General features: G+C 43.0%; 17 protein-coding genes. 10 read left to right on the top strand and 7 right to left on the bottom strand.

Features of this window, described 5'->3' with window-relative positions; all coding sequences use genetic code 11:
* Positions 1-299: 299 nt before the first annotated feature.
* Positions 300-1424 (bottom strand): acyl-CoA desaturase, encoded by a 1125-nt coding sequence (locus H2O73_RS18830; protein WP_182110468.1) that lies wholly within the window; start codon positions 1422-1424, stop codon positions 300-302.
* Positions 1425-1601: 177 nt separating this feature from the next.
* On the opposite strand from H2O73_RS18830, the gene H2O73_RS18825 reads away from it, so the two are divergent.
* The 4 genes from H2O73_RS18825 (at position 1602) to H2O73_RS18810 (ending at position 7215) form a co-directional block, all read left to right on the top strand.
* On the top strand, positions 1602-2147 hold the full coding sequence (locus H2O73_RS18825; RefSeq protein ID WP_182110467.1) for a GNAT family N-acetyltransferase: 546 nt from the start codon (positions 1602-1604) through the stop codon (positions 2145-2147).
* A 121-nt stretch (positions 2148-2268) separates the two neighbouring features.
* Complete coding sequence (locus H2O73_RS18820; RefSeq protein ID WP_182110466.1) at positions 2269-3390, top strand: efflux RND transporter periplasmic adaptor subunit; 1122 nt, start codon at positions 2269-2271, stop codon at positions 3388-3390.
* An 11-nt stretch (positions 3391-3401) separates the two neighbouring features.
* On the top strand, positions 3402-6554 hold the full coding sequence (locus tag H2O73_RS18815; protein ID WP_182110465.1) for an efflux RND transporter permease subunit: 3153 nt from the start codon (positions 3402-3404) through the stop codon (positions 6552-6554).
* 319 nt (positions 6555-6873) lie between these two features.
* On the top strand, positions 6874-7215 hold the full coding sequence (locus H2O73_RS18810; protein WP_182110464.1) for a HopJ type III effector protein: 342 nt from the start codon (positions 6874-6876) through the stop codon (positions 7213-7215).
* 102 nt (positions 7216-7317) lie between these two features.
* Here the strand turns inward: H2O73_RS18810 and emrD are convergent, their stop codons facing one another.
* The 3 genes from emrD to H2O73_RS18795 all read right to left on the bottom strand — a co-directional run bounded on the left by emrD (position 7318) and on the right by H2O73_RS18795 (position 9621).
* Positions 7318-8532 carry a multidrug efflux MFS transporter EmrD gene (gene emrD, locus H2O73_RS18805; RefSeq protein WP_182110463.1) on the bottom strand — a complete coding sequence of 405 codons (1215 nt, stop codon included), beginning with the start codon at positions 8530-8532 and terminating at the stop codon, positions 7318-7320.
* Positions 8533-8716: 184 nt separating this feature from the next.
* On the bottom strand, positions 8717-9025 hold the full coding sequence (locus tag H2O73_RS18800) for a cysteine-rich CWC family protein (RefSeq protein WP_182110462.1): 309 nt from the start codon (positions 9023-9025) through the stop codon (positions 8717-8719).
* Positions 9026-9144: 119 nt separating this feature from the next.
* On the bottom strand, positions 9145-9621 hold the full coding sequence (locus H2O73_RS18795; protein ID WP_182110461.1) for a MarR family winged helix-turn-helix transcriptional regulator: 477 nt from the start codon (positions 9619-9621) through the stop codon (positions 9145-9147).
* Between the two features lie 337 nt (positions 9622-9958).
* Here H2O73_RS18795 and H2O73_RS18790 point away from each other — a divergent pair, with 337 nt between their 5' ends.
* Positions 9959-11533: a BCCT family transporter gene (locus H2O73_RS18790; protein ID WP_182110460.1), complete on the top strand. Its 1575-nt coding sequence runs from the start codon at positions 9959-9961 to the stop codon at positions 11531-11533.
* Between the two features lie 61 nt (positions 11534-11594).
* On the opposite strand, the gene H2O73_RS18785 is transcribed toward H2O73_RS18790, so the two are convergent.
* Together H2O73_RS18785 and H2O73_RS18780 are read right to left on the bottom strand one after the other, a co-directional pair.
* Positions 11595-13487, bottom strand: a complete 1893-nt coding sequence (locus H2O73_RS18785) for a putative nucleotidyltransferase substrate binding domain-containing protein (RefSeq protein ID WP_182110459.1) — start codon at positions 13485-13487, stop codon at positions 11595-11597.
* 128 nt (positions 13488-13615) lie between these two features.
* Positions 13616-14812 carry an aromatic amino acid transport family protein gene (locus tag H2O73_RS18780; RefSeq protein WP_182110458.1) on the bottom strand — a complete coding sequence of 399 codons (1197 nt, stop codon included), beginning with the start codon at positions 14810-14812 and terminating at the stop codon, positions 13616-13618.
* Between the two features lie 553 nt (positions 14813-15365).
* Between H2O73_RS18780 and H2O73_RS18775 the strand changes: the two genes are divergently transcribed.
* Both H2O73_RS18775 and H2O73_RS18770 read left to right on the top strand, forming a co-directional pair.
* Positions 15366-15959 carry an acyl carrier protein phosphodiesterase gene (locus H2O73_RS18775; RefSeq protein WP_182110457.1) on the top strand — a complete coding sequence of 198 codons (594 nt, stop codon included), beginning with the start codon at positions 15366-15368 and terminating at the stop codon, positions 15957-15959.
* Positions 15960-16011: 52 nt separating this feature from the next.
* The gene (locus H2O73_RS18770; RefSeq protein ID WP_182110456.1) at positions 16012-17271 is read left to right on the top strand and encodes a DEAD/DEAH box helicase; all 1260 of its coding nucleotides are present in this window, start codon (positions 16012-16014) and stop codon (positions 17269-17271) included.
* A 73-nt stretch (positions 17272-17344) separates the two neighbouring features.
* Here H2O73_RS18770 and H2O73_RS18765 read toward each other — a convergent pair whose 3' ends face one another.
* Positions 17345-18052 carry a TetR/AcrR family transcriptional regulator gene (locus H2O73_RS18765; protein WP_182110455.1) on the bottom strand — a complete coding sequence of 236 codons (708 nt, stop codon included), beginning with the start codon at positions 18050-18052 and terminating at the stop codon, positions 17345-17347.
* Positions 18053-18206: 154 nt separating this feature from the next.
* Between H2O73_RS18765 and H2O73_RS18760 the strand changes: the two genes are divergently transcribed.
* The 3 genes from H2O73_RS18760 to H2O73_RS18750 are packed head-to-tail and all read left to right on the top strand — an operon-like array spanning position 18207 to position 23397.
* Positions 18207-19283 (top strand): efflux RND transporter periplasmic adaptor subunit, encoded by a 1077-nt coding sequence (locus tag H2O73_RS18760; protein ID WP_182110454.1) that lies wholly within the window; start codon positions 18207-18209, stop codon positions 19281-19283.
* A 2-nt stretch (positions 19284-19285) separates the two neighbouring features.
* Complete coding sequence (locus H2O73_RS18755) at positions 19286-20341, top strand: efflux RND transporter periplasmic adaptor subunit (protein WP_182110453.1); 1056 nt, start codon at positions 19286-19288, stop codon at positions 20339-20341.
* Entirely contained in the window at positions 20338-23397 is a 3060-nt protein-coding gene (locus tag H2O73_RS18750) for an efflux RND transporter permease subunit (protein WP_182110452.1), read from the top strand. Before H2O73_RS18755 ends, H2O73_RS18750 begins: the two co-directional genes overlap by 4 nt.
* The last annotated feature ends 512 nt before the right edge of the window (positions 23398-23909 follow it).

Below are 23909 nucleotides of genomic sequence, written 5' to 3'. Positions count from 1 at the left end.
GATTTACAGTCTAATAACATTCAGGTGTGGCGGCTAGAGAGGTGGATCATGAATTTAGCGAGCAAAAGAAAAGATCAATGTTTCACTTTTCAATAAAATTCTATTTTTCAATGTGATAGTCTGATTTGATTATTCGAGTTTTTCCAAAAATGCTGTTCACTAATTCCAAAACTGCTATTAAGTGGGCGCTTTAGGTGAGGGATGATGAATCAGATTTGCGTGATCAAAATCACGAGTCATAAAAAAGGAGTGAATCGTTCACTCCTTAATAAGTTTGGATGGTGAGGAGGCTTGACACCCTAACAGCACGTTAGCATGGCATTCCACTGTCTCTGTTGCGCTTTAAACTCAGACTTAAGTTGACGATAACGGATAAGCAGCAATGATCGCTCATACTTTTCCACTAAGTTGTGACGTTTTTGTTCGACGATTTGTTTTTTTAGTTCGAAGTAGTCGTTGAGTTTTTTCATTAGTTGCTCAAACTCTTTGTTTAGAGCGTCTTTAACGTCTTTGTTGTCAGGGCGAGCGTCGAGCCTTTCAATCGCCTGCTTAAAGGCTTGTTTGGCTTTCGCTTGTTCAATCTTAATTTGCGGTGTGATACGCAACTTCTCTGCTAAACCTAAATAGTGAAAGCTTTTAATCAACCATTTGGTTGGATCGTACTGCCACCAATAAATACCGTTACGGTAATCATTTTCAAAAATATGATGAAAATTGTGGTAGCCCTCGCCGAACGTAAAGAAGGCGAGCACACCATTATCTCGTGCAGTATTTTTGTCGGTATATGGCTGTTTACCCCAAATATGAGCGAGCGAGTTTATAAAGAACGTAGTGTGATGGCTAAGCACTAAACGTAAAGCCCCTACAATCAGCAACATACCGATGATGTCTTGATAGACTATGCCTAATAGTAGGGGGATACCAATGTTGGTGACTATTGCCAGCAGTAGGTAGTGTTTGTGCTGCCACATCACCACCCAGTCTTTTTGCAGATCACGACAATTACCGTAGTCGTTATAAGTGTCTTGATTGTAGTTTCTAAGCATCCAACCAATGTGTGAAAACCAAAAGCCGCGCTTAGCTGAATAAGGGTCTTTGTCATTGTTGTCAACATGCTTGTGGTGAACTCTGTGGTCTGAACTCCAATGTAATGCACTGTTTTGTAGGGCAAAGGCTCCGCCTAACGCAAAAATCACGCGTAATACAGGGTGAGCTTGATAGGTTTTGTGTGACCAAAGGCGATGATAACCCGCGGTAATAGACAGATTACAAAATGAGAATGCGACAACTAGCCAAACCCAATGTTCTAAAGCATAACCATGTTGAAATCCGTACCACGGCGTAATAACCGCAGCGAGTACAAAGGTAATTAGAAAAAGAAGCACATTTAGCCAAATTAGAGGTGGCTTTTCCACAGCACGCATTGCTATATCCTTTAAGCGAACAACTGTACGCTAGAATATCAGCGTACAGTTGCAAGTCAAATTAGTGTTGTTGCAAATTGTGAAGGCGGATATTTTTGGAATGTTTTGCTTTTTTTTTGTTAATGAATAGTATAGATGGAGGATTAACTCTTTACAGGAAGTAAAAAGGAACTGGCAATGGAAATAAAAGTAGCTGGATATAAAGACTACGAAAGAATTGCGCATCTACATGCTCAGAGTTGGAAAACCTATTATCAAGGTATATTAGGCGCTGAGTACTTAGCGAATGAAGTCATTGATGATCGATTAGTGATTTGGCAAACCCGATTAATTAACCCACCATTTAACCAACATGTGTTGATCGCCGAAGAGAAAGGCGAGCTCTGTGGGTTCATTTGTGCATTTGGTAATCATGATTTTGAAAAGGGTACTATTGTTGATGCTCTGCATATCAATGCCAATGACAGAGGTCGTGGTACAGGAAAAGCCTTAATCATCGAGATGGCGAAGTGGATTGAGCAGCACTTTCCAAGCAATGGCGTTTACCTAGAGGCGATGGCGGACAATAAGCAAGCGACAGGTTTTTACGAACACCTCGGTGGGCAGAACTCGCTCGAACGTTTATGGGATGCCCCATGTGGTCATCAGATTACAGAATTGGTCTACACTTGGCCATCTCCAGCGAAGTTGCTGGAAGGGTTGAATGTCAAGTTGACCGTATGATAATGATTAGAGTTCGAAACAGATTGATACAATTTTAGCCCCGATCTTGATAATGTTCGGACATAAAACGTAGTACCGTTAGTTAAGTTACTGTTACTAAAACTTATCTAGCGGTATTTTAATGAAAAAAACCATACTTGCTACAGCGCTTATTAGCTCGCTGTTTTTAGCTGGTTGTGGAGAATCTTCACAAGGTCAGCCTCAATCGAATGCGCCACTGGTGGTGGCAGAGCCAGTAATGGCAACCTCTCATCAACAAAGTAAATCTTACATTGGTCGCGTTGAAGCCGTCGAAGACACTAATATTACCGCACAAGTTTCCGGATACCTTAAACAGCGTCATTTTGAAGAAGGGCAAATGGTGGAAGCGGGTCAACTGCTTTACACCATAGAACCTTCGTCATTTGAAGCGCAGCTTGCCGCTTCTAAAGCAAGTTTAGCTCAAGCTAATGCCACGCTCAAAAAAGCACAATTAGATTTTAACCGTGGTAAAAATCTACTACCGAAAGGCAGTATTTCTCAATCGGAATTTGATCACCTGACAGCATCGCTGCTTGGGGCAGAAGCTCAAGTTGAATCGGCAAAGGCACAGCTCAGCCTTGCTGAAGTGAACCTTTCTTTTACTCAAATCCGCGCGCCTTTCTCGGGACGAATCAGTTCAAGCTTAGTTAGTACTGGTGATTTGGTCTCTCCCCAATCCGGTATTCTCACTACTTTAGTCAGCCTAGACCCCGTTCACACCAGTTTCAGTGTTAGCGAGCGCGAGCGCTTGGAAATGGGTATGGATAAAGTGAAAGGCGATGGCAGCGATGAAAGCGCAGGGGTAGAAGTGAAACTGGTGTTAGAAAATGGACAGTCTTTTGAACACCTAGGCGAGCTTGATTACTTAAGCAACCGAATTGACCTTAATACTGGCACGATTGCGATGCGCGCTATGGTGCCGAATCCAGATCATCGACTGCTTCCAGGCCAGCATGTTCGTGTTGAACTGCGTGAAAAAAACAAAACTGAAGTACTCGTTGTACCGCGCCGCTCTGTGCAAACGGACTTGGAGGGTAACTTTGTTATGTTGGTCAGTGAAGGAAATATTGCTGAACGACGCAACGTTGAATTGGGACGACAACTGGATGAAGGAATTATCGTAAGCAGCGGTATTAGCAGTAATGATGTTGTTATAACCCAAGGGTTGCAACGTATCCGCAATGGAGTTCCTGTTCGCTTTGATACTCAAGCACAGCAATAACCGGAGGCTTGATGTTAAGTAGATTTTTTATTCAGAGACCAAAGTTTGCGCTGGTCATTTCCATTATTCTGACTTTGGCAGGGGCTATATCGTTAGCGATACTGCCCGTTGCTGAGTACCCAAAGATTAGTCCACCGTCGGTAAGTGTGACTGCTTATTACACCGGTGCGAGTGCGGAGGTTGTGGAGCAGGCGATTGCAGACCCGTTAGAAGCGGCAGTCAATGGTGTTGAAGACATGATTTATATGTCTTCGAAAAGCGCTAACGATGGTTCATACAGTTTGAACGTTACTTTCGATGTCGGTACTGATCCCGATATGGCGCAAGTGAATGTACAAAACCGAGTGTCTCAAGTTGAGTCCAAATTGCCGCAAGAAGTGCGCATGGTTGGCATCACGGTGAAAAAGCGTTCACCTGATTTGCTGATGGTACTTAACTTCTATTCTCCTGACGGTAAGTACGACGATCAATTTTTGATCAACTACATCAATTTAAACGTGAAAGACCAGCTTGCCCGAGTGACGGGTATTAGCGAGGTTAACGTTATTGGTGGTGGTGAATACGCAATGCGTGTTTGGCTTGATCCTGAAAAGATGGCTAATTTAAAGCTCACCACAACTGATGTGTATGCGGCTTTAAAGGAACAAAACGTTCAGGTGGCAGCGGGTAGAGTAGGGGCTGCGCCATATAACGATGCTCAAGAAGTACAGTTCAATTTGGTAACCAAAGGTCGTTTAGAGACGGTTGGCGAATTTGAAAATGTCGTATTACGAGCCAATAGCGATGGCTCTACTGTTTATTTGAAAGACGTAGCGCGTGTCGAGTTAGGTAAAAAATTCTATGACGGTAGCGGGTTATTCCGAGGTCAAGATGCTTCGATTGTTGCGCTCTCACTACAGTCTGATGCGAATGCACTAGAAAGTGGTCAAGCGGTGATGGATCTGCTTGAAAACCTCAGTGTTAACTTCCCAGAAGGCATGGAGTATGAGACCAGCTATGACACAACAGTCTTTGTTGCGGAATCAATAAAAGGGGTAGTAAAAACCCTGATTGAAGCGATTTTATTGGTGATCGCTGTTACGTATTTATTCTTAGGCAGCGCTCGAGCGACCCTGATCCCGGTGGTGGCGATACCAGTGTCACTGATTGGTACTTTTGCAGTGATGCAAATGACAGGCTTCACCATTAATACGGTGACCTTATTTGGTTTGATCCTAGCGATAGGTATTGTGGTTGATGATGCCATTTTGGTTATCGAAAACGTTGATACCACCATGGCAAAAGATCCAAGCATTTCGCCGAGAAAAGCTACCTTGATTGCGATGAAAGAGGTAACAGGACCTATTGTAACCTCAACCATGGTCCTACTTGCGGTATTCTTGCCCGTTGCAATGTTGCCGGGCATCACCGGAATTATGTATCGACAGTTTGCATTAACTATCTGTATTTCTGTGGTAATTTCATCAATCAATGCATTAACGCTTTCACCTGCTCTTTGTTCTCTGGTCTTAAAGCAAGGCGGAGGTAATACCGCGCGTTGGTTCCAGGCATTTAACAATGGTCTAGATGCCGTTACTGCAAAGTATGGTCAAATCGCGGGTTTCCTCGTGAAAAAGACGTTACTACTTGCGGGTTTCTTCCTCGTTGCACTGGCAGCAGTCACTCTATTTGCCAAAACAACATCAACGGCGTTTGTACCACAGGAAGATAAAGGCATCTTGTTGGTCAATGTACAGCTACCAGACTCTGCTTCGTTATCGCGAACAGAAGAAGTCACCGAGGAGTTGATAGGTCTAGTTGAGCAAGAGCCGGGAGTCGATGGGGTGACGGTTGCCAATGGTTTTGCCTTTATGACCGGAGCGGCGGCCTCAAATGGTGCTTCGTTGTTCATTAAGCTTCACGATTGGGAGATGCGTAATAAACTGGATGGTGAACATTCATCAGATGCTATCGCGCAGCGTATCAATGGACAGGCAGCAATGAAACTACCGCAGGCGGTTGTCTTTGCTATGGGACCACCGGCTGTACCGGGTATGGGTGCCGCGTCAGGTTTCGAGTTTGTATTGGAAGATACATTGGGGCGCAGTCGAACAGACTTGTCTATTGTGATGAATCAACTCATCGAAGAAGCGAAGAAGCAACCGGAAATTGGTTTTGCATTTTCGACCTTCCGCGCTAATGTGCCACATTACTACGTAGATATTGATCGAGAAAAAGCTCAGCAATTGGGTATATCATTGTCGAGTATTTTTCAAACGTTACAAGGTAACTTGGGTTCACTGTACGTCAATGACTTTACCATGTTTGGTAAGAATTTCCGTGTGACGATGCAGGCGGATGCCCAGCATCGTAGCGGTATGGATGATTTAGAGCGTTTTCATCTACGTTCATCTACAGGGATGATGGTTCCGTTAAGTACTTTAGTGACTAACGAACAGATCTTTGAACCTGATGTTGCGTGGCGTTATAACATGTATCGCAGTGCAGTGATTCAAGGTCAGCCTGCTCCTGGTTATTCGAGCGGTGATGCGATCGCAGCGATGGAGCGTGTTGCGGCTGAAATGCTACCGCAAGGTTATCAATATGAATGGACAGGGATGGCGTACCAAGAGGTACTTGCTGGTAACCAAGCTATTTATGCCTTCGCATTAGCTTTGATATTTATTTATCTGTTTATGGTGGCGCAATATGAAAGCTGGAGTATTCCTCTAGCCATTATTCTTGTGGTACCGGTGGCGACTCTCGGTTCCTTCCTCGCACTGAACTTAACAGGGACACCATTGAACCTTTATGCGCAGATAGGGTTAGTCTTACTCATAGCATTGGCGGCAAAGAACGCGATTTTAATTGTGGAATTTGCCAAAGTTGAACGAGAAGAGAAGGATGTACCCATTGATGAAGCAGCCGTCCATGGTGGCAAGTTACGTTTCCGAGCAGTTAATATGACATCTTGGTCATTTATCTTAGGAATTTTCCCGCTGATTTTTGCATCAGGCGCAGGGCATATCAGTCAGAATTCATTGGGAATTTCCTTGATTGGCGGTTTGTTATGTGTGCTTCTTGCCGGTACCTTCCTTATTCCAGGTTTCTATGCCGTGGTTCAACGCCAACGGGAGAAGATTCACGGAGGGAATACGAAAATGCTTGAATTAGATGATGAATAGTCATTGATAAAGGTTAAAGCGCTTGGTGTAGACTGGGCGCTTTTTTTGTATCAGGGAAGACTCAATCAAAAGATTATCGCTTTACACTGTAAAATAGTGAAATACGCTGGTGGATATCGCTAGTAATGTAGTGAACAATGGAATGATTGATTGTTAATATGTTACGTCATTTCAACTGGTTATCGGTAAGTTGAACCGTCATAGGTTCAATTAGCGAAACTGAGAAGTAAATAGCTAAAGTGTCAATTGGCTCTGGAGCATCAGGGTTGAGTGCAGTAAAATGCCGCTCTGGTTAATCAAAAGTAAAATTTAAAGTCATATGGAATTGAAATCGTTTTTAGAGAAACTGAAAAGTGCACCAAGTTCGGTGGAATTCTCACAATCAATTGCCGTGATAGAAGCAAACTATACCTTTACGCCGACGGCGTTTAGTAATGGCACGATGCGTAATCCTGCTGGGGAAAACAACGGCTCATGTAAGATTTTTGCGTTTGGTTTATTGCATAAACTGACGGAAGAGCAAGTATTATCAATGTTTGGTGAGTATTACCGCGGCGATGTGCTGGGTAACCCTGATGGGGATGATCACCAAAATATTCGTAACTTTATTGCCCATGGTTGGCAAGGCGTTAAATTTGAAGGTCAAGCCCTAGCGCAGTAATTGTGAATATAAAAAAATAAAGGAGCCTTCTGGCTCCTTTATTTTTGTCGTATGCCCCGTCCTAAGTACGGATGATGGCACTACTCATGCGTTAAGTACGTGCTAAATCGTCAATGGCACTTCTTCACTCTCATCGACTGGTTCTGGACATTTATGCACTTTCATCATTCCGTACACCGCCATTAATGACATTACCAACATAAAAATGCCCAGTGGCATTTGGTTTGGCGCTGGAACGAGTGAAGCTAGCAGTGTTGCTAAGCCAGCGACGAGGTTTTGCATACCACCTAAAACTGCGCCACCAGTGCCGGCATGGTTAGGAATTGGTGTGAGCGCACCTGTGGTAGCGGAAGGGTAGACGATGCCCGTGCCCAAGAAATAAAGTGCTGCACCAGCAACGAGTGAAATCGCAGACGTGTAGCCTAATACTCCAGGAATTAAAATAACAACTGAGCCTAATGTAATAGCGCCTAAACCCACGTTTAGTATTGTGTTCGTCGTACAACGTGTCGCAAGAATACTAGAGATTGCAGAACCGACTAAATAGCCTGGAATTGGCAAAATAAACAGAATACTAACGGTTGTTGCTGGCAGCTTTAACACCCCTCCAAGTAACACACCCGCAGCGGCTTCAAAAATAGCAAGCCCGGAAAATGTTGCGACTAAACATATTAAATAACCTTGAAAGCGCTTGTTTGCCATTACGAACTTGTAGCTCTGGCTGACTTTTTCATTGCGGCGACGCTCTTTTGGCAGTGTTTCCTTAAAACTGGTCATCATGGTTATAACAACCGCTAAACCAAACAGTGCGAGGAACAAGTAGCTTGAGCGCCAACCAAAGTTTTCCGCCAGCACGCCACCCAGTACAGGTGCAAGTAACGGAGAGAACACAATGCTCATACTGATCAAGCTATTTACTTTGTGTAGCTCAACACCAGAGTAGCGGTCACGGCCAAGAGTACGAGCCATTGCTCCACCGCAGCCAACGCCTAAACCTTGAATAAAACTACCGGCTAAAAACAGCATGTAGTTTGGTGAAAATAGCGCAATCAGTGTACCTAAAACGTAAACAGCTAAACCAAATAGGATTATTGGTTTACGACCAAGGCGATCAGAGATAGGACCATAGACAAATTGTGATAACCCGTAAGGGATTAAATAACAAGCCATTACGGCTTGAAGGCTACCAGGAGTCACAGCAAATTCACTTGCCATTTGACCTATAGCTGGCACGTACATTGTTTGTGTCATTTGACCTACGGCGGTCAAGATGGCGATCAAAAATGTAAATTTAACCAGCTTTGCATAAGCAGACATATACAAATACCTAAAAAAAGGGTGAATGAACCCAGCTAAGGTAGACTCAGCTTATCGATAATTTATTGGGAACATAATACTGTTAAGTATCTTAGATATGTCAGGTTATTTAGGCAATGAAATGTTGACGATCTTAGTAAGACAAATTTCTATTAATCGGATTAGTTTTGCTTATCTGTGATCTTTATCTAATTGGTAGATAAGACAAGCACTTACGACAAAGGCAGGTGTTGGTTTTGATAGTGTTAGACAAGTCACGCTTTTCTATATCAAAACACCAGCAATGGTCTTTGCCTGCACTTATGTCGCAATGGCTCTGCTCACCGCATGACGGGCATGAATGGGTGGCTACAATGCCTTTTATTTCAGCTATGCGCATAGATTGTTGTGCGTCATTTAGCTCTCGCCACTGGGTGAGTTCGTTCATTGTTCTAAAGCAGCCTGAGCATATTCCTGCATTATTTTTACACGCTGCGATACAAGGGGTTTTCATTAACTCTCCTATAGATAAATGGCGCCAAGTGATGGCAGGAAAGAATAAACTAAGAAGCGAAATGAGGCAGATATAACCCGTATACCGTGAGCATTACACGTTATACGGGGAATCATCAGTTAATCAGCTTTGGTAATGCTACCGAGCTCAAGTACAGGGGCTACGTCGATATCTTCAGCATTCATCATCGCCGAGAGTCTTTGAACAGAAGAGAGCAGCAGAGTTTGCTCCCAGTCATCTAATTGCTGAAATTTGTTAATAAAACTCTGTTGTAAAGGGAGTGGGGCTTGCGCGAGACGCTCTCTACCTTGTTCTGTCAGAACCGCATGAACTTTACGTTTATCGGTTTCACTTCGTTTTCTTTCAATTAGCCCGTTTCGTTGTAAGCGATCAAGGATGATGGTAGCCGTTGCCTGACTCATATTTGTATGGTTCGACAACTGCTTGATCGTCACTTCACCCAGCTCGCGAATAGAGCGCATTAAAATAAGCTGAGGTGCCGTTAAGCCTGACTCTTTGCTTAATTTTTTTGAATGTAAATCGATTGCCCGGATGATTTGTCGTAACGACACCAGTACTTCTTCGTGCTTTTCCAAGATAAACCCTTAAAACGTAGCCACTTTTTTTTCAAGAACATAACCTAAATCGGTGCTGAATAGAAGTGTAAATACAGAATTTTTACAGATGCTATATTCATTAGACTACAAATAAAATTGATGTCTTTCAACATAAGGTCTGAAAGCAATCGGAGATGCCAAAAAATGCATCAAACACTGTAAACAGGTAATTATGATGAATAAGTTTGCGTAAATTGGCATTTTTCACTACAAAGCGTACAATGTTTAGTAACTATTGAAGAACGAGAAGTTACTTTAAATCATTTATAGCTCTAAATGATAGAGAAGAAAGAAGTACAAAAACTAGAGAGATTTTATGACCAAAGGGATTGATAAATACAGTATTGACAGTACTGATTATACGATAGGCCAAGATAATGTTCAGAAATGGGGCTTCGATGTACACAACCCTGTGTTTGGTATTAGTGCTGGCTTTATTGCCTTATTTTTAATTGGTGCATTGGTTTTAGATGCGCATACAGCGAAGACATTTCTAGACGGAATCAAATGGCAAATCATTGGTAACTTTGACTGGCTATTCATCTGGTCAGGAAACTTGTTTGTCGTTTTCTGTTTAGTGCTAGTCGTTAGCCCACTGGGTAAGATTCGACTAGGAGGAGAAGACGCGAAAGCCGATTATTCATTCATATCTTGGCTATCAATGTTATTTGCCGCTGGTATGGGTATAGGCTTGATGTTCTGGAGTGTGGCTGAACCGGTAGCTTATTTTACCGGTTGGTATGAGACGCCTTTGGGTGTTGAAGCGAATACACCAGAAGCCGCTCGCCTTGCGATGGGTGCAACGATGTATCACTGGGGCTTACATCCATGGGCAATCTATGGGGTAGTCGCATTATCATTGGCTTTCTTTGCTTATAACAAAGGGTTACCACTTTCGATCCGCTCAATATTTTACCCTTTACTTGGTGACCGCGCATGGGGTTGGGCAGGGCACATTGTTGATATATTGGCCGTACTGGCAACACTATTTGGACTCGCGACCTCTTTAGGTTTAGGTGCGCAACAAGCCGCAAGTGGTATTCACCATGTATTTGGCGTGGATGCGGGTTTAGGCCTGCAAATTGCGGTTATCACTATTGTTACGCTACTGGCTGTTGTATCGGTTGTTCGTGGTATTGATGGCGGCGTAAAGGTGATCAGTAACATCAACATGATTGTCGCGTTCTTGCTGCTGATCTTGGTTGCGTTCATTGGCTGGGCGGTTGCACTTGGCAATATTCCAACAACGCTAATGGCATATATCGAAAACATTATCCCATTAAGTAACCCGCACGGTCGTACTGATGAAGCTTGGTTCCAAGGTTGGACAGTATTCTATTGGGCATGGTGGATTTCATGGTCACCATTTGTTGGTATGTTTATCGCTCGCGTATCAAGAGGCCGTACTGTTCGCCAATTTATCACTGCTGTATTGATCGTACCTACGTCGGTTACTGTCATTTGGATGTCAGTCTTTGGTGGTCTAGCAATCGATCAGGTCGTCAATAACGTTGGTGAGCTGGGTACTAAAGGCTTAACGGATGTTTCACTTGCGATGTTCCAGATGTTTGATGTGCTGCCAATGGGCAATATATTGTCGATCATTGCTGTTGTCTTGGTACTTGTGTTCTTTATCACTTCATCGGATTCAGGCTCGTTGGTTATTGATAGCATAACCGCTGGCGGTAAGGTGGATGCGCCCGTTCTACAACGTATCTTCTGGGCATTTATGGAAGGCGCAATTGCAGTCGCATTACTTTGGATTGGCGGAACTGAAGCGATTCAAGCCCTGCAAGCAGGGGCTATTTCTACCGCATTGCCATTTACCATTGTACTCTTACTGATGTGTGTTAGTTTGATTATGGGTATGCGAACTGAAAAAGTGAGTTAATACCAAGTTACTTGAGTAAAAGGGATGCATTGCATCCCTTTTTTATGCCTGTCAGCTAATCTTACTTACTTAATCCACTATTGGCATGGTAACGAAACTTCAAAAAATTCTGAGAATTACTCAGAACAAGAAACGCATCTTTTAAGTTACGGCGTTCAAATTCTGAAAGGTTCTCTGGCTCAATATTGTTATCGGGTTCTATTTCGTTTTCGACGTCATAAGCTTGGTGGCGGATTCGAACCATTGAGATAAACTCTAACGCGTCACGCAGAGCATGCGCTTTTCCTTTCGGAAGAATTCCCGCATCGTGAATGTCATCTAGGCGCTCAAATGAGTTTTGCGCGCGTGAACCGACTGCGAGTGCATGTACGCGTACTAAATCGGCAAGTGGGGCCGTACCGCGTCGTTTCAAGTTTATCGAGTTTTTATGCTGCCCATCTTTTTCAACAACAAAATCTTTGAAAAAGCCCAAGGGTGGGGTTCGATTGAGAGCGTTACGAGCAAGACATGCGAGAAAACGGTTGTTCTTTCTCGCCCGTCTGACAATAAAGCCGTTGAGTTGTTCAGCCCATTTTAATCGACCACAAACACCGACGAGGTCGAAAAATATGGAAGCATTTAGTAGTGCTTTTGGGTTTGGGTCATCAATCCAATCGGCAAAGCACTCTTCCCACTCCGTGCGAGTCATGCGCCAATCTGGGTTGGTTGCCATAATATCACCAGTACAATACTCATAACCGCAGCGTGCCAAGCCATCACAGACGATTTTAGCCAGACTTTCAAAGTAGGTTTGGTGGAGCTCTGGTTGGTAACTGTTGTCCAAAATGATGGCGTTGTCTTGATCGGTGACCAACAGTTGTTCATCTCTTCCCATTGATCCCAGAGCTAAAAAGCAAAAAGGAATTGGGGCTGGACCGAGTTCCTGTTCGGCTAACTCAACCATTCTCTGTTTAAAGCTACGCCCAATGACTGACATCGCGCTACCCACCATGTGAGAGTTGGCATCTTCATTGACCAAGCGGACAAAGCAATCTTTCACTTGTTCTGCCAAAGTGGCGAGATCATCAATAGATTGTTGTTGGAAGATGCGGCTCACTAATAGTAGAGAGTTTTGTGACTCGTAGCGGACAATGTCGGTTGTTTCAATTATACCGATGGGTTGTCGATCTTTTAATACGGGTAAATGATGAACGTTATAACGCAACATGGTCAACATGGCCTCGTAAACATAGGCATTATGATCGAGTGAGATGACTTCATGTGTCATTACATTAACAACATGGTCACTAGGATCTAATCCCGTCGCGAGGACCCGTGTGCAGAGATCTCTATCGGTAATAATGCCGACCAGGCCAGAGGTATCTTCATCTTCATTTTCTTCAATTTCATTATCAATCACTAACAAAGATGAGACATTTTCGTCAGCCATCTTTATTGCGGCGTTCTGTATGGAATCGTTACTGTATATAAAAGGGGCGTCACCAGTGATCAAAGTTCGCACTTTTGATGTGGTTAAGTCGTTATCATCGTGGGTTGATGACACGGCTTGTCTTAGGCGAGTGTTATGTTCTACTTCGACAAAATCAGCGAAGCTTTCATGTTTTTCATAGAGTTCGAGAAAGATGGCTTCAGGGATGCAGTAAAGTAGTGTATCTCTTACTGCGCGTGCAGGAAATCGCACTTTATTGTGGGTCAATAACCCCATTTGACCAAATAATGCACCGCTATCAAGACGGTTATAAAGCTCGCCTTTTCGTCGATAAACTTCGACGACACCACTTCTCACCATATATAAATCATGGATTTGGTCGCCAAATTTGATGATAGAGGAGCCTTCTCGATAGTAAGCCACCTCAATGCTTTTCGCGATCTGTCCCAAAACATCATCGTCTAGCTCATCAAACGGTGGGTGTTGGGCAAGAAAGGATTTTATTTCGAGTTGCTCTGCTTCCATCTAGATACTCTCTTTAAAGTCACTGACTATTAAAGGGTATATCATCTCCGTACAGATATCCGATTAAAATGAAAAAGCTTAGTTTTCACTAAGCTTTTGTTGAAAATGATGACGTTAGTAACTGAATTCTAGCCAAGAGCAGGTAACACACCTGCGGTGATAAATAGCTGTGCAGTAATGATTAATACACCAGCCAAAGTGCTCAGTGCGATACCTGCTCTTCCGCCTGGGACTTGGTACTCAGCAGGTTCGTAAGTGACACGAGCTTTGATGATCATTATGACGGGTAAAAAGATGGCTAAAACCGCCAGTGCAATTGCAGCATAACCAAGCGCAGTAATGAATCCTTGTGGGTAGAACAGGGCAAAACCCATAGGCGGAATAAACGTCACCGCTCCGGTAATTAGGCGCGAAGAGTGGGTCTTGTTCATCGAATCTCCGAGAAATTCGAATAACCCTAAGCTCACACCTAGGAATGAGGTCAGCAGCGCTAGATCGGCAAACAAAGCAATGGCGTGGCTAATGTTTGATTGCTGAACTGTGGTCGACAATTGGGCGATCAACGCGGTTAAGCCTTGGTTATCGAGAAGTTCGGGTTGGCTAACTACGCCCAAGGTTACGATCTGCCAAAAAATGTAGATCACAAGAGGAATTGCAGAACCAACCAGAATCGCTTTACGTAGCGACGGGGTATCACCATCTAGATAGCGAACGATCGCAGGAATACTGCCGTGGAAACCAAATGACGTAAAGATAACGGGGATAGCTGCGACTATAAGCCCTTGCTCAATCGGCATGCTGAGTAAGTAGGACTGAGTAACGTTTGGCGCGAGAAATAATAATACACTCGCCATCGCAACCAGTTTTAGCGTGAATAGAACACGGTTTACCTTATCAACGGTTGCTGTGCCAATCACAACGATGGCTGCGACCAAAACAGTAAAAATGACAGTACCCGTTTGACCTGAAATATCCAGCCCCGTCCATTGTTGGATACGTTGACCAAATTGCGCACCACCACCTGCGATATACGCGGCGCAAAGAGAGTAAAATAGAAACAGCATTGAAAGACTGGCCAACCATTTCCCACGTTTGCCGAGAATTTGCAACGCGAGTGTATGCAGAGTGGCTTGGCTATCAGCGTGTTGGTGAAGTTCTACCATCATTAGTGCGGTATAAGCCATTAGTGCCCAGAGACATAACATAATGATCAGTGATGTAGAAAAGCCGATTCCTGCAGAAGCGAGCGGTAGGGCTAACATGCCCGCACCAATAGTAGTACCTGCAATAATCAAAGTACTACCCATTACCTTTGATTTATTCATGTGTTTATAATTCTTTACGTTAAGTGGTGTAACTATGAATGAACATCTCGTTGCTCAAGTGCTTTCTAGTTCAAGTGCCTAGTGGTTGCACAGTTTGTAAGATCGAAAACTAAATATCAAGCAGAATGTACGATAATATTTCCATCTGTGTATATCAATATTTACATTGCTAGTTAATGTTGATAGCAAACGTTTGCTGGTGGCGTAGGTCAAATTCGTGATGGTAGTGGCTTTTGCCTTTGAAAAAAATGTCATATAAAGTGAGCTAAAGGAACTCCCTACATATAGAGATAGCGTAGGCGATACAATTACCTAAGGAGGTCAAATGTGTGACCAAATAGTGCATGACGATAGCCTAGAGCTACTTGATGCGTTAGAAATCGGCATTAATTTGTCTGATTATGAAAGCAGTGCAGAAGAAAGCACAGATGATGCTTAGCAAAGCATTGTAAACAATCCTACAACGATTCGTCGTCTCGATAAGCCAGTGCATTCGCGCTGGCTTTGTGCTTTTATGGGTAAAGAAACTAAACCTTAGCAAAACAGGTCGTATATGAATTTTCTCGCCCATCTGCATATTGCCCAATCCTGCCAATCAAGCATGTTGGGTAATTTACTGGGAGACTTTGTTAAAGGTGATCCTATGCGTCAATTTCCTGTTGAGGTTGCGCAAGGAATACGGTTACATCGATTTGTTGATAGCTACACAGATTCGCATGCCGTTATCCGCCGAGCCAAAACCAACTTTTCTAGCAAACAAAGGCGTTTCGCTGGCATCGCACTTGATGTCATGTGGGACCACTATCTTGCTGTCAACTGGACAAACTATCACTCGAGTGAGTTGGATGAATTTTGTCTACAGGCGGAGCTTATGGTGAGACAGGAACAAACGATGCCGGTTCCTGAGCGATTTCAATTAGTGACAACCCGTATGTGGCAAGGTCGCTGGCTTGAGTCATACCAACATCTCGATAATATTGAGTTTGCATTGATGAGGATGTCAGAACGCTCCAGTAGAATGGCGCCTTTAGCCGAGTGTTTTACTTCATTAGAGCAGCATTATGCAGAGTTTGAACTGCTATTTAATGAGTTTTACCCTCAGTTATTGAGTGTTAGTAGAGAATTTTGTGTTAATTCTGGTAACTAACCGCCCCTTAAGTATAGAATCGCTGCCGTTCAAAGATTAGGTAACGGAAAATATGTCACAAGCATTTGCAAACCTTGGTCTGGCCGATTATTTGGTTAAGACATTAGGACAACTTGGTTTTGAGAAGCCAACAGACGTTCAACAACAAGCCATTCCCTACGTATTAGAGGGGCAAGATGTCTTAGCCGGAGCTCAAACTGGTACCGGTAAAACGGCCGCTTTTGGTTTGCCAATTATTCAGCGTTTGCTAGAGCAAAATGTGGTGAGAGATGTACAACGCAATGATGTATTGTCGCTGGTACTTGTTCCTACTCGAGAGCTGGCACAACAAGTATTCGATAATATGACCGCGTATGCGCAAAATACCGAACTGAAGATTGTTACCGCTTATGGTGGTACCAGTATGGGTGTGCAAGTAAAAAATCTTCAAAGTGGTTGTGACATTTTAATTGCGACGCCTGGGCGTCTACTTGATCATCTTTTTTGTAAGAACATCTCATTGTTGAAGACTCAAGTTCTAGTGCTGGATGAAGCCGATCGCATGCTTGATATGGGGTTTTGGCCAGACTTAAAGCGCATTTTGTCTAAAATGAGTCCGAAACGCCAAACGCTGTTCTTCTCGGCAACCTTTGATAAAAAAATCAAAGACATTGCTTACCGCATGATGAATGAACCACAAGAGGTTCAGGTTGCGGCAGAAAATAGTACCGCAGATACCGTGGTGCAAATGGTCCACCCTGTTGATAAAAAACGTAAGGCAGAGCTACTGGCTTATTTGATAGGCTCGCGTAACTGGCAACAAGTACTGGTATTCACTAAGACGAAGCAAGGCAGTGATGAACTTGCCAAAGAGCTTAAGCTTGATGGTATTAAAGCGGTATCGATTAATGGCGATAAAAGCCAAGGTGCACGCCAAAAAGCATTAGATGACTTTAAACAAGGTAATGTGAGGGCTTTGATTGCGACAGATGTCGCTGCGCGTGGGCTCGACATCAATCAACTTGAACAAGTTGTTAACTTTGATATGCCTTTTAAAGCGGAAGACTATGTACACCGAATTGGTCGTACAGGTCGTGCGGGTAAAAAAGGACTAGCGGTTTCTCTGATGAGCCGCGATGAAGAATACTTGTTAGAGGCAATTGAGCGCTTGCTTGATACTCGATTACCTCAAGAATGGCTTGAAGGTTATGAACCGAGTTTGATTGAAGAGATCAGTGATGATTCAACGCCAAAACGTAAAGGGCGCTCTTCAGACAAACGTAGAATGAAAGCGAAGATGAAAATTCACGCAAATCGCGGTAAGCGTCGTTAAAATCGGTCAACCTGAATAAAAAAAGCCAGCGTAAGCTGGCTTTTTTACATTTAATTCTAATTGCGGCGGGTAATTAAAGTGCGCATTCACAAGGGTAGACGAGTTCAGCTACCGTATTCGGTGTTAGGCGTTTTTCTACAGGTATTTGTAGTCGATGCGCCATGATTTGATTGAACATCTGCCAGTGGTTTAATAGGCATTGATCAATGTCATTAGTTTCTTCAGACCAAGTTTGCAGTAAAAATGGTGCCATGCTGGCAGCGCCATGTGCGTACATAATCATTTGCCACTTTATTTCCCATACCTTAATTGGTGTATCTGGGTGCTCTTGATTGTACTCATCCGCGATAGTATCAACCACCGCTTGGATCTCGCCGGATTGATCAACAAAATAGTCAAAGAGAGCATCTTCTTGACGCACTGCGTCGGCAATCAGCTGAATTGGCTGCTTGTTCATCAGCATGTGGGCGAGTAAACGTACAGCAAAAATGTACATTTTCTCATTTGCAGGTAGCTTTTCAGGCATGTTGTCGATGATGGTTCGAATGTAGCCAATCATAAACTCCTGCAAGCAGTCACTAATTGCATACCAAATTTTTTCTTTGCTACCAAAGTGATGACGAATCAAACTATGAGAAACACCCGCCTGTTCGCTAATATTTCGTAGCGATACCCGTTCGTATCCCAATGTACAAAACATATTCGCGGCAACCCTAAGGATTTCTCCTTTGGTTTTGACAGCATCCTGCGCGCTTCTACGCCCTTGTTTTCTCTCGATCATCTAAAAATACCAACCCAAAAATTTCGCTCTATTTTTACCAGAAATGGCATCAACATTCACCAAGAAATATTTACTGCACGACTGGAAAATAAAGTTTGATCTCAAAATTAAAATCTTTATACTGCCCGAGCGTGCAATAAAAAGAGTTATTAAGATGAATTACAGGAAGTGGGTTGAAACTAATATAGCAAGAGTGGTTGTGATCAGTGGGATAGCATTGTTCATAGCAGGGTGTAATCAGGCGAATTCTGAGGAAACAGAATTCGTAGTGAAACCGGTGAAACTATTTGAAGTTCCCGACTCAGCGGCGCAACAATATGATTCATTTATTGCAGAGATCGACGCGACAGAAAGGGCTACGCTGTCATTTCAAGTGTCGGGTGAAATCGAGCTAATCAAAGTGAAAATGGGTCAACAAGTAGAAAAGGGCGAGCTGCTTAGCCAATTAGACCCTCTTGATTACCAATTGGCTGTTAATGCAAAGAATGCAGAATACGAACTGGCACTAACTGCCTATGAGCGTGCTCAAGCGCTGTTCGCAAAAAAACTAATCAGTGCGGATGTTTTTGACCAGCGAGAAACACAATATAAAGCATCTAAAGCTGCGTTAGCTCAAGCTAAGACTGATTTGGCGTATACCCAAATCAAAGCACCATTTGATGGCGTAATTTCATTCTCTCACGTACAAGAGCATCAAGTCGTCACCACAAACCAACCTGTACTCAATCTAATTAACAATTCGGTGATGGATGTTGTATTCAATATCCCCGTTAGCTACATCGACCAATATGGCTTAGACCGTATTGCCAATGCCTCACCCAGTGTGACGATGGATACACATAAACAAGCGCAAATACCAGCAAGGTTTAAAGAGATATCGACCACGGCGGACCGTGATATTAATAGCTATCGCGCCAGCGTCACCATTGCACGCCCATTAGATCAAAACTTGTTTTCTGGAATGACCGGGCAAGTGCATCTAGTTAAACCGGAAAGTAAAGAAGGCGTAGATATTGTTGAATCTGCGTGGGTCTCTAAGTCAAACGAGCATGGCGCATTGTATCGATTTTCATCGGAAACACACACATTGAGCACTATTCACGTTGACTTAAATTCGCAAGGAAAAGTGATTCGCGGTCTGAAGGCGGGTGACTTAATTGTAGAAACTGGGGTGGATCAGTTAACAGAAGGACAACAAGTAAAAGCTTGGGTCAAGGAAGAGGGGATTTAGAGATGATGTTACGAAAAACTTCTTTGATTCTCTTAGCTAGTAGCCTGTTGCTTGGTTGCCAATTCGAGGCGGAGCATCGCGAGAAACCCCCTTTGGTGGTTGAATTACTTGAGGTTACCGCACCTATTTCTTCGCAATTTCGTATCTTCAATGGTGTTGTCGAACCGGCGGATCTTACCCCTTTGTCTTTTCGTGTCGAAGGTGAATTAAGTCAAATCGTTGTAAAAGAAGGGGACCGAGTTAAACAAGGTGACGTTTTGGCGACCGTAAATAGTGACAAGTTTAAGCAAAACTTAGATAACGCCCAAGTTCGCTATGAACTGGCGGCTCGTCAGCTTGAGAGAGGACAAGACCTTTATCAGCGAGAGATGGTCTCGAGTGCAGAGTTAGATGAGCTTTCCGCAACATCTAAGCTGGCGAAAGCTCAGCGTGACACCGCGAAAACATTTGTTCGATATTCACGGCTTAAGGCGCCATTTGATGGCGTGATATCGTCTGTCGACAAGAAAAAGCATGAAAATATTTCTCCAGGGGAAGTGGTGTTAACACTTTACAAGGAAGATCAACTGCACGTAAAAATCAACGTGTCAGATTCGATATTAGCAATGATGGACCCAACCGGGCGTAACCGAAATTATCAACCTCTAGTGTCATTTGCGGGAAATGAAAAACGTGTGGCTATGCATTATTTAGAGCACACCAGTGAATTGCATCCACAAAGCCAATCTTATGAGTTTTGGCTGCATCGTGAACAAATTACACCCGAGATATTGCCAGGAACGAGTGCCACGGTTTATGTCGATATGGTTTCCGCTGGCATGGGAAATCTGCATGGGCATCTGATTCCAATGACTGCGATTTATTCAGGGGAGTCCAACAACGATTTTTATGTATGGAAATTAGAAAACAATCTTGCGCAGCGTTACCCAATAACTGTTGATCAAATTACTGGTTTGGGTGCTGTTGTATCTAAGGGTATTGAGCAAGGCGACACCATCATAAATTCTAATTTACGTAAGTTAAGAGCAGGCATGGAAATCAAAGGAGCGGCGCTGTGAATATTGCGGAGTACTCAATTAAAAACAAAGTAATCAGTTGGTTATTTTTGGTGATTCTAGCGGTAGGCGGTGTGACTTCCTTTATGGATTTAGGTCGGTTAGAAGACCCTGCATTTACCATCAAAGAAGCGATGATCATCTCGACTTATCCGGGCGCAAATTCACAAGAAGTTGAAGAAGAGCTTACCTACCCGCTAGAGCAAGAGATACGAAAGCTACCGTATATCGACAAAATTACCTCAACATCATCTAACGGTATGTCACAGATCATGGTGGCAATGGAAATGACTTACGGTCCTGACGAGTTGCCGCAAATATGGGATGAGATGCGCCGCAAGATAAACGATTTGAAGCCTAATCTACCCAGCGGAGTTAATTCGATCCAAATCATGGATGACTTTGGTGACGTATACGGCATCATGCTAATGCTTACGGGAGAGGGCTATGATTACATTGAACTAAAACGCTATGCCGATTACCTTCGCCGTGATCTCGAATTGGTAGAGGGTGTGGGTAAAATAGACATAGCCGGAGACCAACAGCAGCAGTTGTTTGTTGAAATGTCCCTTTCGCAACTAGCGGCATTTAACCTCGATCTTTCCACGGTTATCGGGTTATTGAATAACCAAAATAGCGTGCAGTCTGCGGGCGAAGTGATGCTCAATGGCGAGAATGTTGTGATTCGCCCAAGTGGAACCATGAGTAGTGAACAAGAACTGGAAGAATTGATCATTCATGGGCGCAATACTGGCAACCTAATTCGCTTGAAAGACATCGCAACAGTCACTCGAGGAATTCAAGAAAAGCCGACTAATATTGTCACCTACAACGGTAAACCTGCAATTAACCTTGCGATATCCTTTGCATCGGGTGTGAACGTTGTTGAAGTCGGAAAAGCCATCGATTCGAAACTCCAAGAATTGGAGTCTATTAAGCCCGCGGGTTTGAATATTGACTACTTCTATAACCAATCTAATGAAGTCGATAAGTCAGTTTCTGATTTTGTGATTAGCCTTGCCCAGGCCGTAGTCATTGTCATTGTTGTGTTGCTATTTGCAATGGGTGTGCGAAGCGGCATCATTATTGGTGCGGTATTACTGCTTACCGTCTTTGGTACTTTCATTTTAATGAAACAGTTTGACATAGAGCTTCACCGGATCTCTCTTGGCGCCCTGATCATAGCGCTCGGTATGCTGGTGGACAATGCTATTGTCGTTGTTGAAGGTATTCTGGTTGGGATGAAGAAAGGTCAGACGAAGCTAGACGCGGCAAAAAGTATTGTTCAGCAAACTCAATGGCCACTGCTTGGCGCAACGATCATCGCAATAACTGCATTTGCTCCTATCGGACTCTCGGAAGATGCAACCGGCGAATTCATGGGCTCGTTATTTTGGGTGCTTTGCTTCTCGTTATTTTTGAGTTGGATTACTGCGATAACGCTAACGCCATTTTTAGCTGACTTATTGTTTAAAGACCAGAGCATAGATGAAAACAATAAAGAGATTGATCCATATAAAGGCGTATTGTTTTCCATCTTTGGCGCCGTGCTGAGGTTTGCACTGCGTTTCCGTTGGTTGACGGTAGCGCTGATGTCGGTCTTATTAGTCGTTGCTGTCGCAGGCTTTGGATTGGTGAAACAGTCTTTCTTTCCGCCGTCCAACACCCCTATGTTTTATGTTGATATGTGGATGCCTGAAGGTACCGATATTCGTCAAACACTTGAACAAGTCGAAAAAGTAGAGAGTTATATCCGCACCATTGATGATGTCGAGTTTGTTACAACATCAACAGGGCAGGGGCTACAGCGTTTTGCACTTACCTATCAGCCAGAAAAAAGCTATGAAGCGTATTCGCAATTGCAAGTTCGAGCGGTCGATAGAGAATCGATGTTTGGTATTTTACAAACACTAGATAAGCAACTGCCTAGTAAATTTAATACAGCGAGCTTTCAGTTTAAGTTAATGGAGTTTGGTCCTTCTCCAGCTTCAAAAATTGAAGCACGAATAACAGGTTCTGACCCTCAAGTACTGCGTGAAATAGCGTTAGACGTTGAAGATATTCTAATGGCTGATCCTGGCTCGCGAAATGTTCGTCATGATTGGCGCGAGCGAACCAAACAGATTGTCCCTTTGTTTAATGAGTCTAAAGCTCGTCGCTTAGGTATTTCAAAACAAGACCTTTCAGAGTCATTGCAGATGGCCTTTGGCGGAACGCCGATTGGTGTTCTACGTGATGGTACACATATGTTGCCGATAATTGTTCGCCTAACGGAACAAGAGCGTGTGGACTTTGATTCATTGGCAAATGCAAAGTTGTGGAGCCCGACATTACAGACATATGTGCCGTTAGAGCAGGTAATTGATGGTGTGGATTTGCAATGGCAAGAACCGTTAATCCAACGACGAGATAGAAAGCGAACACTCAGCGTATTGGCTGACCATGATGTTCTTAGCGATGAAACTGCAGATGCGCTCTTTAAGCGAGTTAAACCGCAAATTGAGTCGCTAGATTTACCTCAAGGCTACAATATTAGCTGGGGTGGTGAATATGAGTCTTCTAAGGAAGCACAGGATGCATTATTTGGCTCATTGCCAATGGGCTATTTATTAATGTTTATTATCACCATGCTACTGTTTAATTCATTGCGTAAGCCATTAGTCATTTGGTTAACGGTACCTCTTTCAGTCATCGGCGTTTCTATTGGACTTTTGTCTACAAATATGCCGTTTAGCTTTACAGCTTTCCTTGGTCTACTAAGCTTAAGTGGAATGATTTTGAAAAACGGTATTGTTTTACTTGATCAAATTAATATTGAACTCGATTTAGGAAAAGATAAATATCAAGCTGTATTTGACAGTGCAATATCGAGGGTTAGACCAGTCAGTATGGCTGCTTTGACCACGATACTTGGTATGCTTCCTCTCGTGTTTGATGCATTTTTTGGCTCAATGGCAATAACAATTATGGCGGGTCTTGGTTTCGCTACAATATTAACACTCGTCGTAGTCCCCGTGTTATTTGCCATTTTTTATCGAATCGAACCATCCACTGCCTAAAGGATTATCCGGATTCGTATTAGCCAACCCAGCGTTAACGCTGGGTTTTTTTATATGGTTTTAGTGCTAAATATCAGGGTAATTTATACTATATGTACTCAAACAGGGGATTATAGTCGATAGTTCGATGATATTTAAAAATGATATATGTAGTTTCTATGCAGATAAATATTTACTAATATTAATGTCAGCAATAATAATTATATTGATGACAGTGAGTGAGTTGAGTAGGTAATTAGTGAAAAAAAACATTTAAGATAAAACTACTTTTAATTCATAGATTTATCTATCTGGTCTTAGCTGTAGGTGTTAGGTAATTTTATATAAATCAGAGAGTTGCAACTCATTAACATGTGAGTAACATTTCATGGTGATGAGATCTGGCGCAACTTTATATATCTTAATCAAAAAAATATTTGAAATGTAACAATTGCCTATTAGTTTTAAATATATAGGAAGCGCATATAAATATATCGACACGACGTATTATTAATAATTTACGTATTTAAGTG

It is taken from the genome of Vibrio marinisediminis (assembly GCF_014050145.1).
In the GTDB taxonomy this organism is placed as follows: domain Bacteria; phylum Pseudomonadota; class Gammaproteobacteria; order Enterobacterales; family Vibrionaceae; genus Vibrio; species Vibrio marinisediminis.
This window is presented reverse-complemented; position numbering and strand designations above follow the sequence as displayed.

Coding starts and splice junctions, on each gene's coding strand:
- H2O73_RS18830 (WP_182110468.1), bottom strand. CDS start 1,424: ATGCGTGCTGTGGAAAAGCCACCTCTAATTTGGCTAAATGTGCTTCTT.
- H2O73_RS18825 (WP_182110467.1), top strand. CDS start 1,602: ATGGAAATAAAAGTAGCTGGATATAAAGACTACGAAAGAATTGCGCAT.
- H2O73_RS18820 (WP_182110466.1), top strand. CDS start 2,269: ATGAAAAAAACCATACTTGCTACAGCGCTTATTAGCTCGCTGTTTTTA.
- H2O73_RS18815 (WP_182110465.1), top strand. CDS start 3,402: ATGTTAAGTAGATTTTTTATTCAGAGACCAAAGTTTGCGCTGGTCATT.
- H2O73_RS18810 (WP_182110464.1), top strand. CDS start 6,874: ATGGAATTGAAATCGTTTTTAGAGAAACTGAAAAGTGCACCAAGTTCG.
- emrD (WP_182110463.1), bottom strand. CDS start 8,532: ATGTCTGCTTATGCAAAGCTGGTTAAATTTACATTTTTGATCGCCATC.
- H2O73_RS18800 (WP_182110462.1), bottom strand. CDS start 9,025: ATGAAAACCCCTTGTATCGCAGCGTGTAAAAATAATGCAGGAATATGC.
- H2O73_RS18790 (WP_182110460.1), top strand. CDS start 9,959: ATGACCAAAGGGATTGATAAATACAGTATTGACAGTACTGATTATACG.
- H2O73_RS18785 (WP_182110459.1), bottom strand. CDS start 13,487: ATGGAAGCAGAGCAACTCGAAATAAAATCCTTTCTTGCCCAACACCCA.
- H2O73_RS18780 (WP_182110458.1), bottom strand. CDS start 14,812: ATGAATAAATCAAAGGTAATGGGTAGTACTTTGATTATTGCAGGTACT.
- H2O73_RS18775 (WP_182110457.1), top strand. CDS start 15,366: ATGAATTTTCTCGCCCATCTGCATATTGCCCAATCCTGCCAATCAAGC.
- H2O73_RS18770 (WP_182110456.1), top strand. CDS start 16,012: ATGTCACAAGCATTTGCAAACCTTGGTCTGGCCGATTATTTGGTTAAG.
- H2O73_RS18765 (WP_182110455.1), bottom strand. CDS start 18,052: ATGATCGAGAGAAAACAAGGGCGTAGAAGCGCGCAGGATGCTGTCAAA.
- H2O73_RS18760 (WP_182110454.1), top strand. CDS start 18,207: ATGAATTACAGGAAGTGGGTTGAAACTAATATAGCAAGAGTGGTTGTG.
- H2O73_RS18755 (WP_182110453.1), top strand. CDS start 19,286: ATGATGTTACGAAAAACTTCTTTGATTCTCTTAGCTAGTAGCCTGTTG.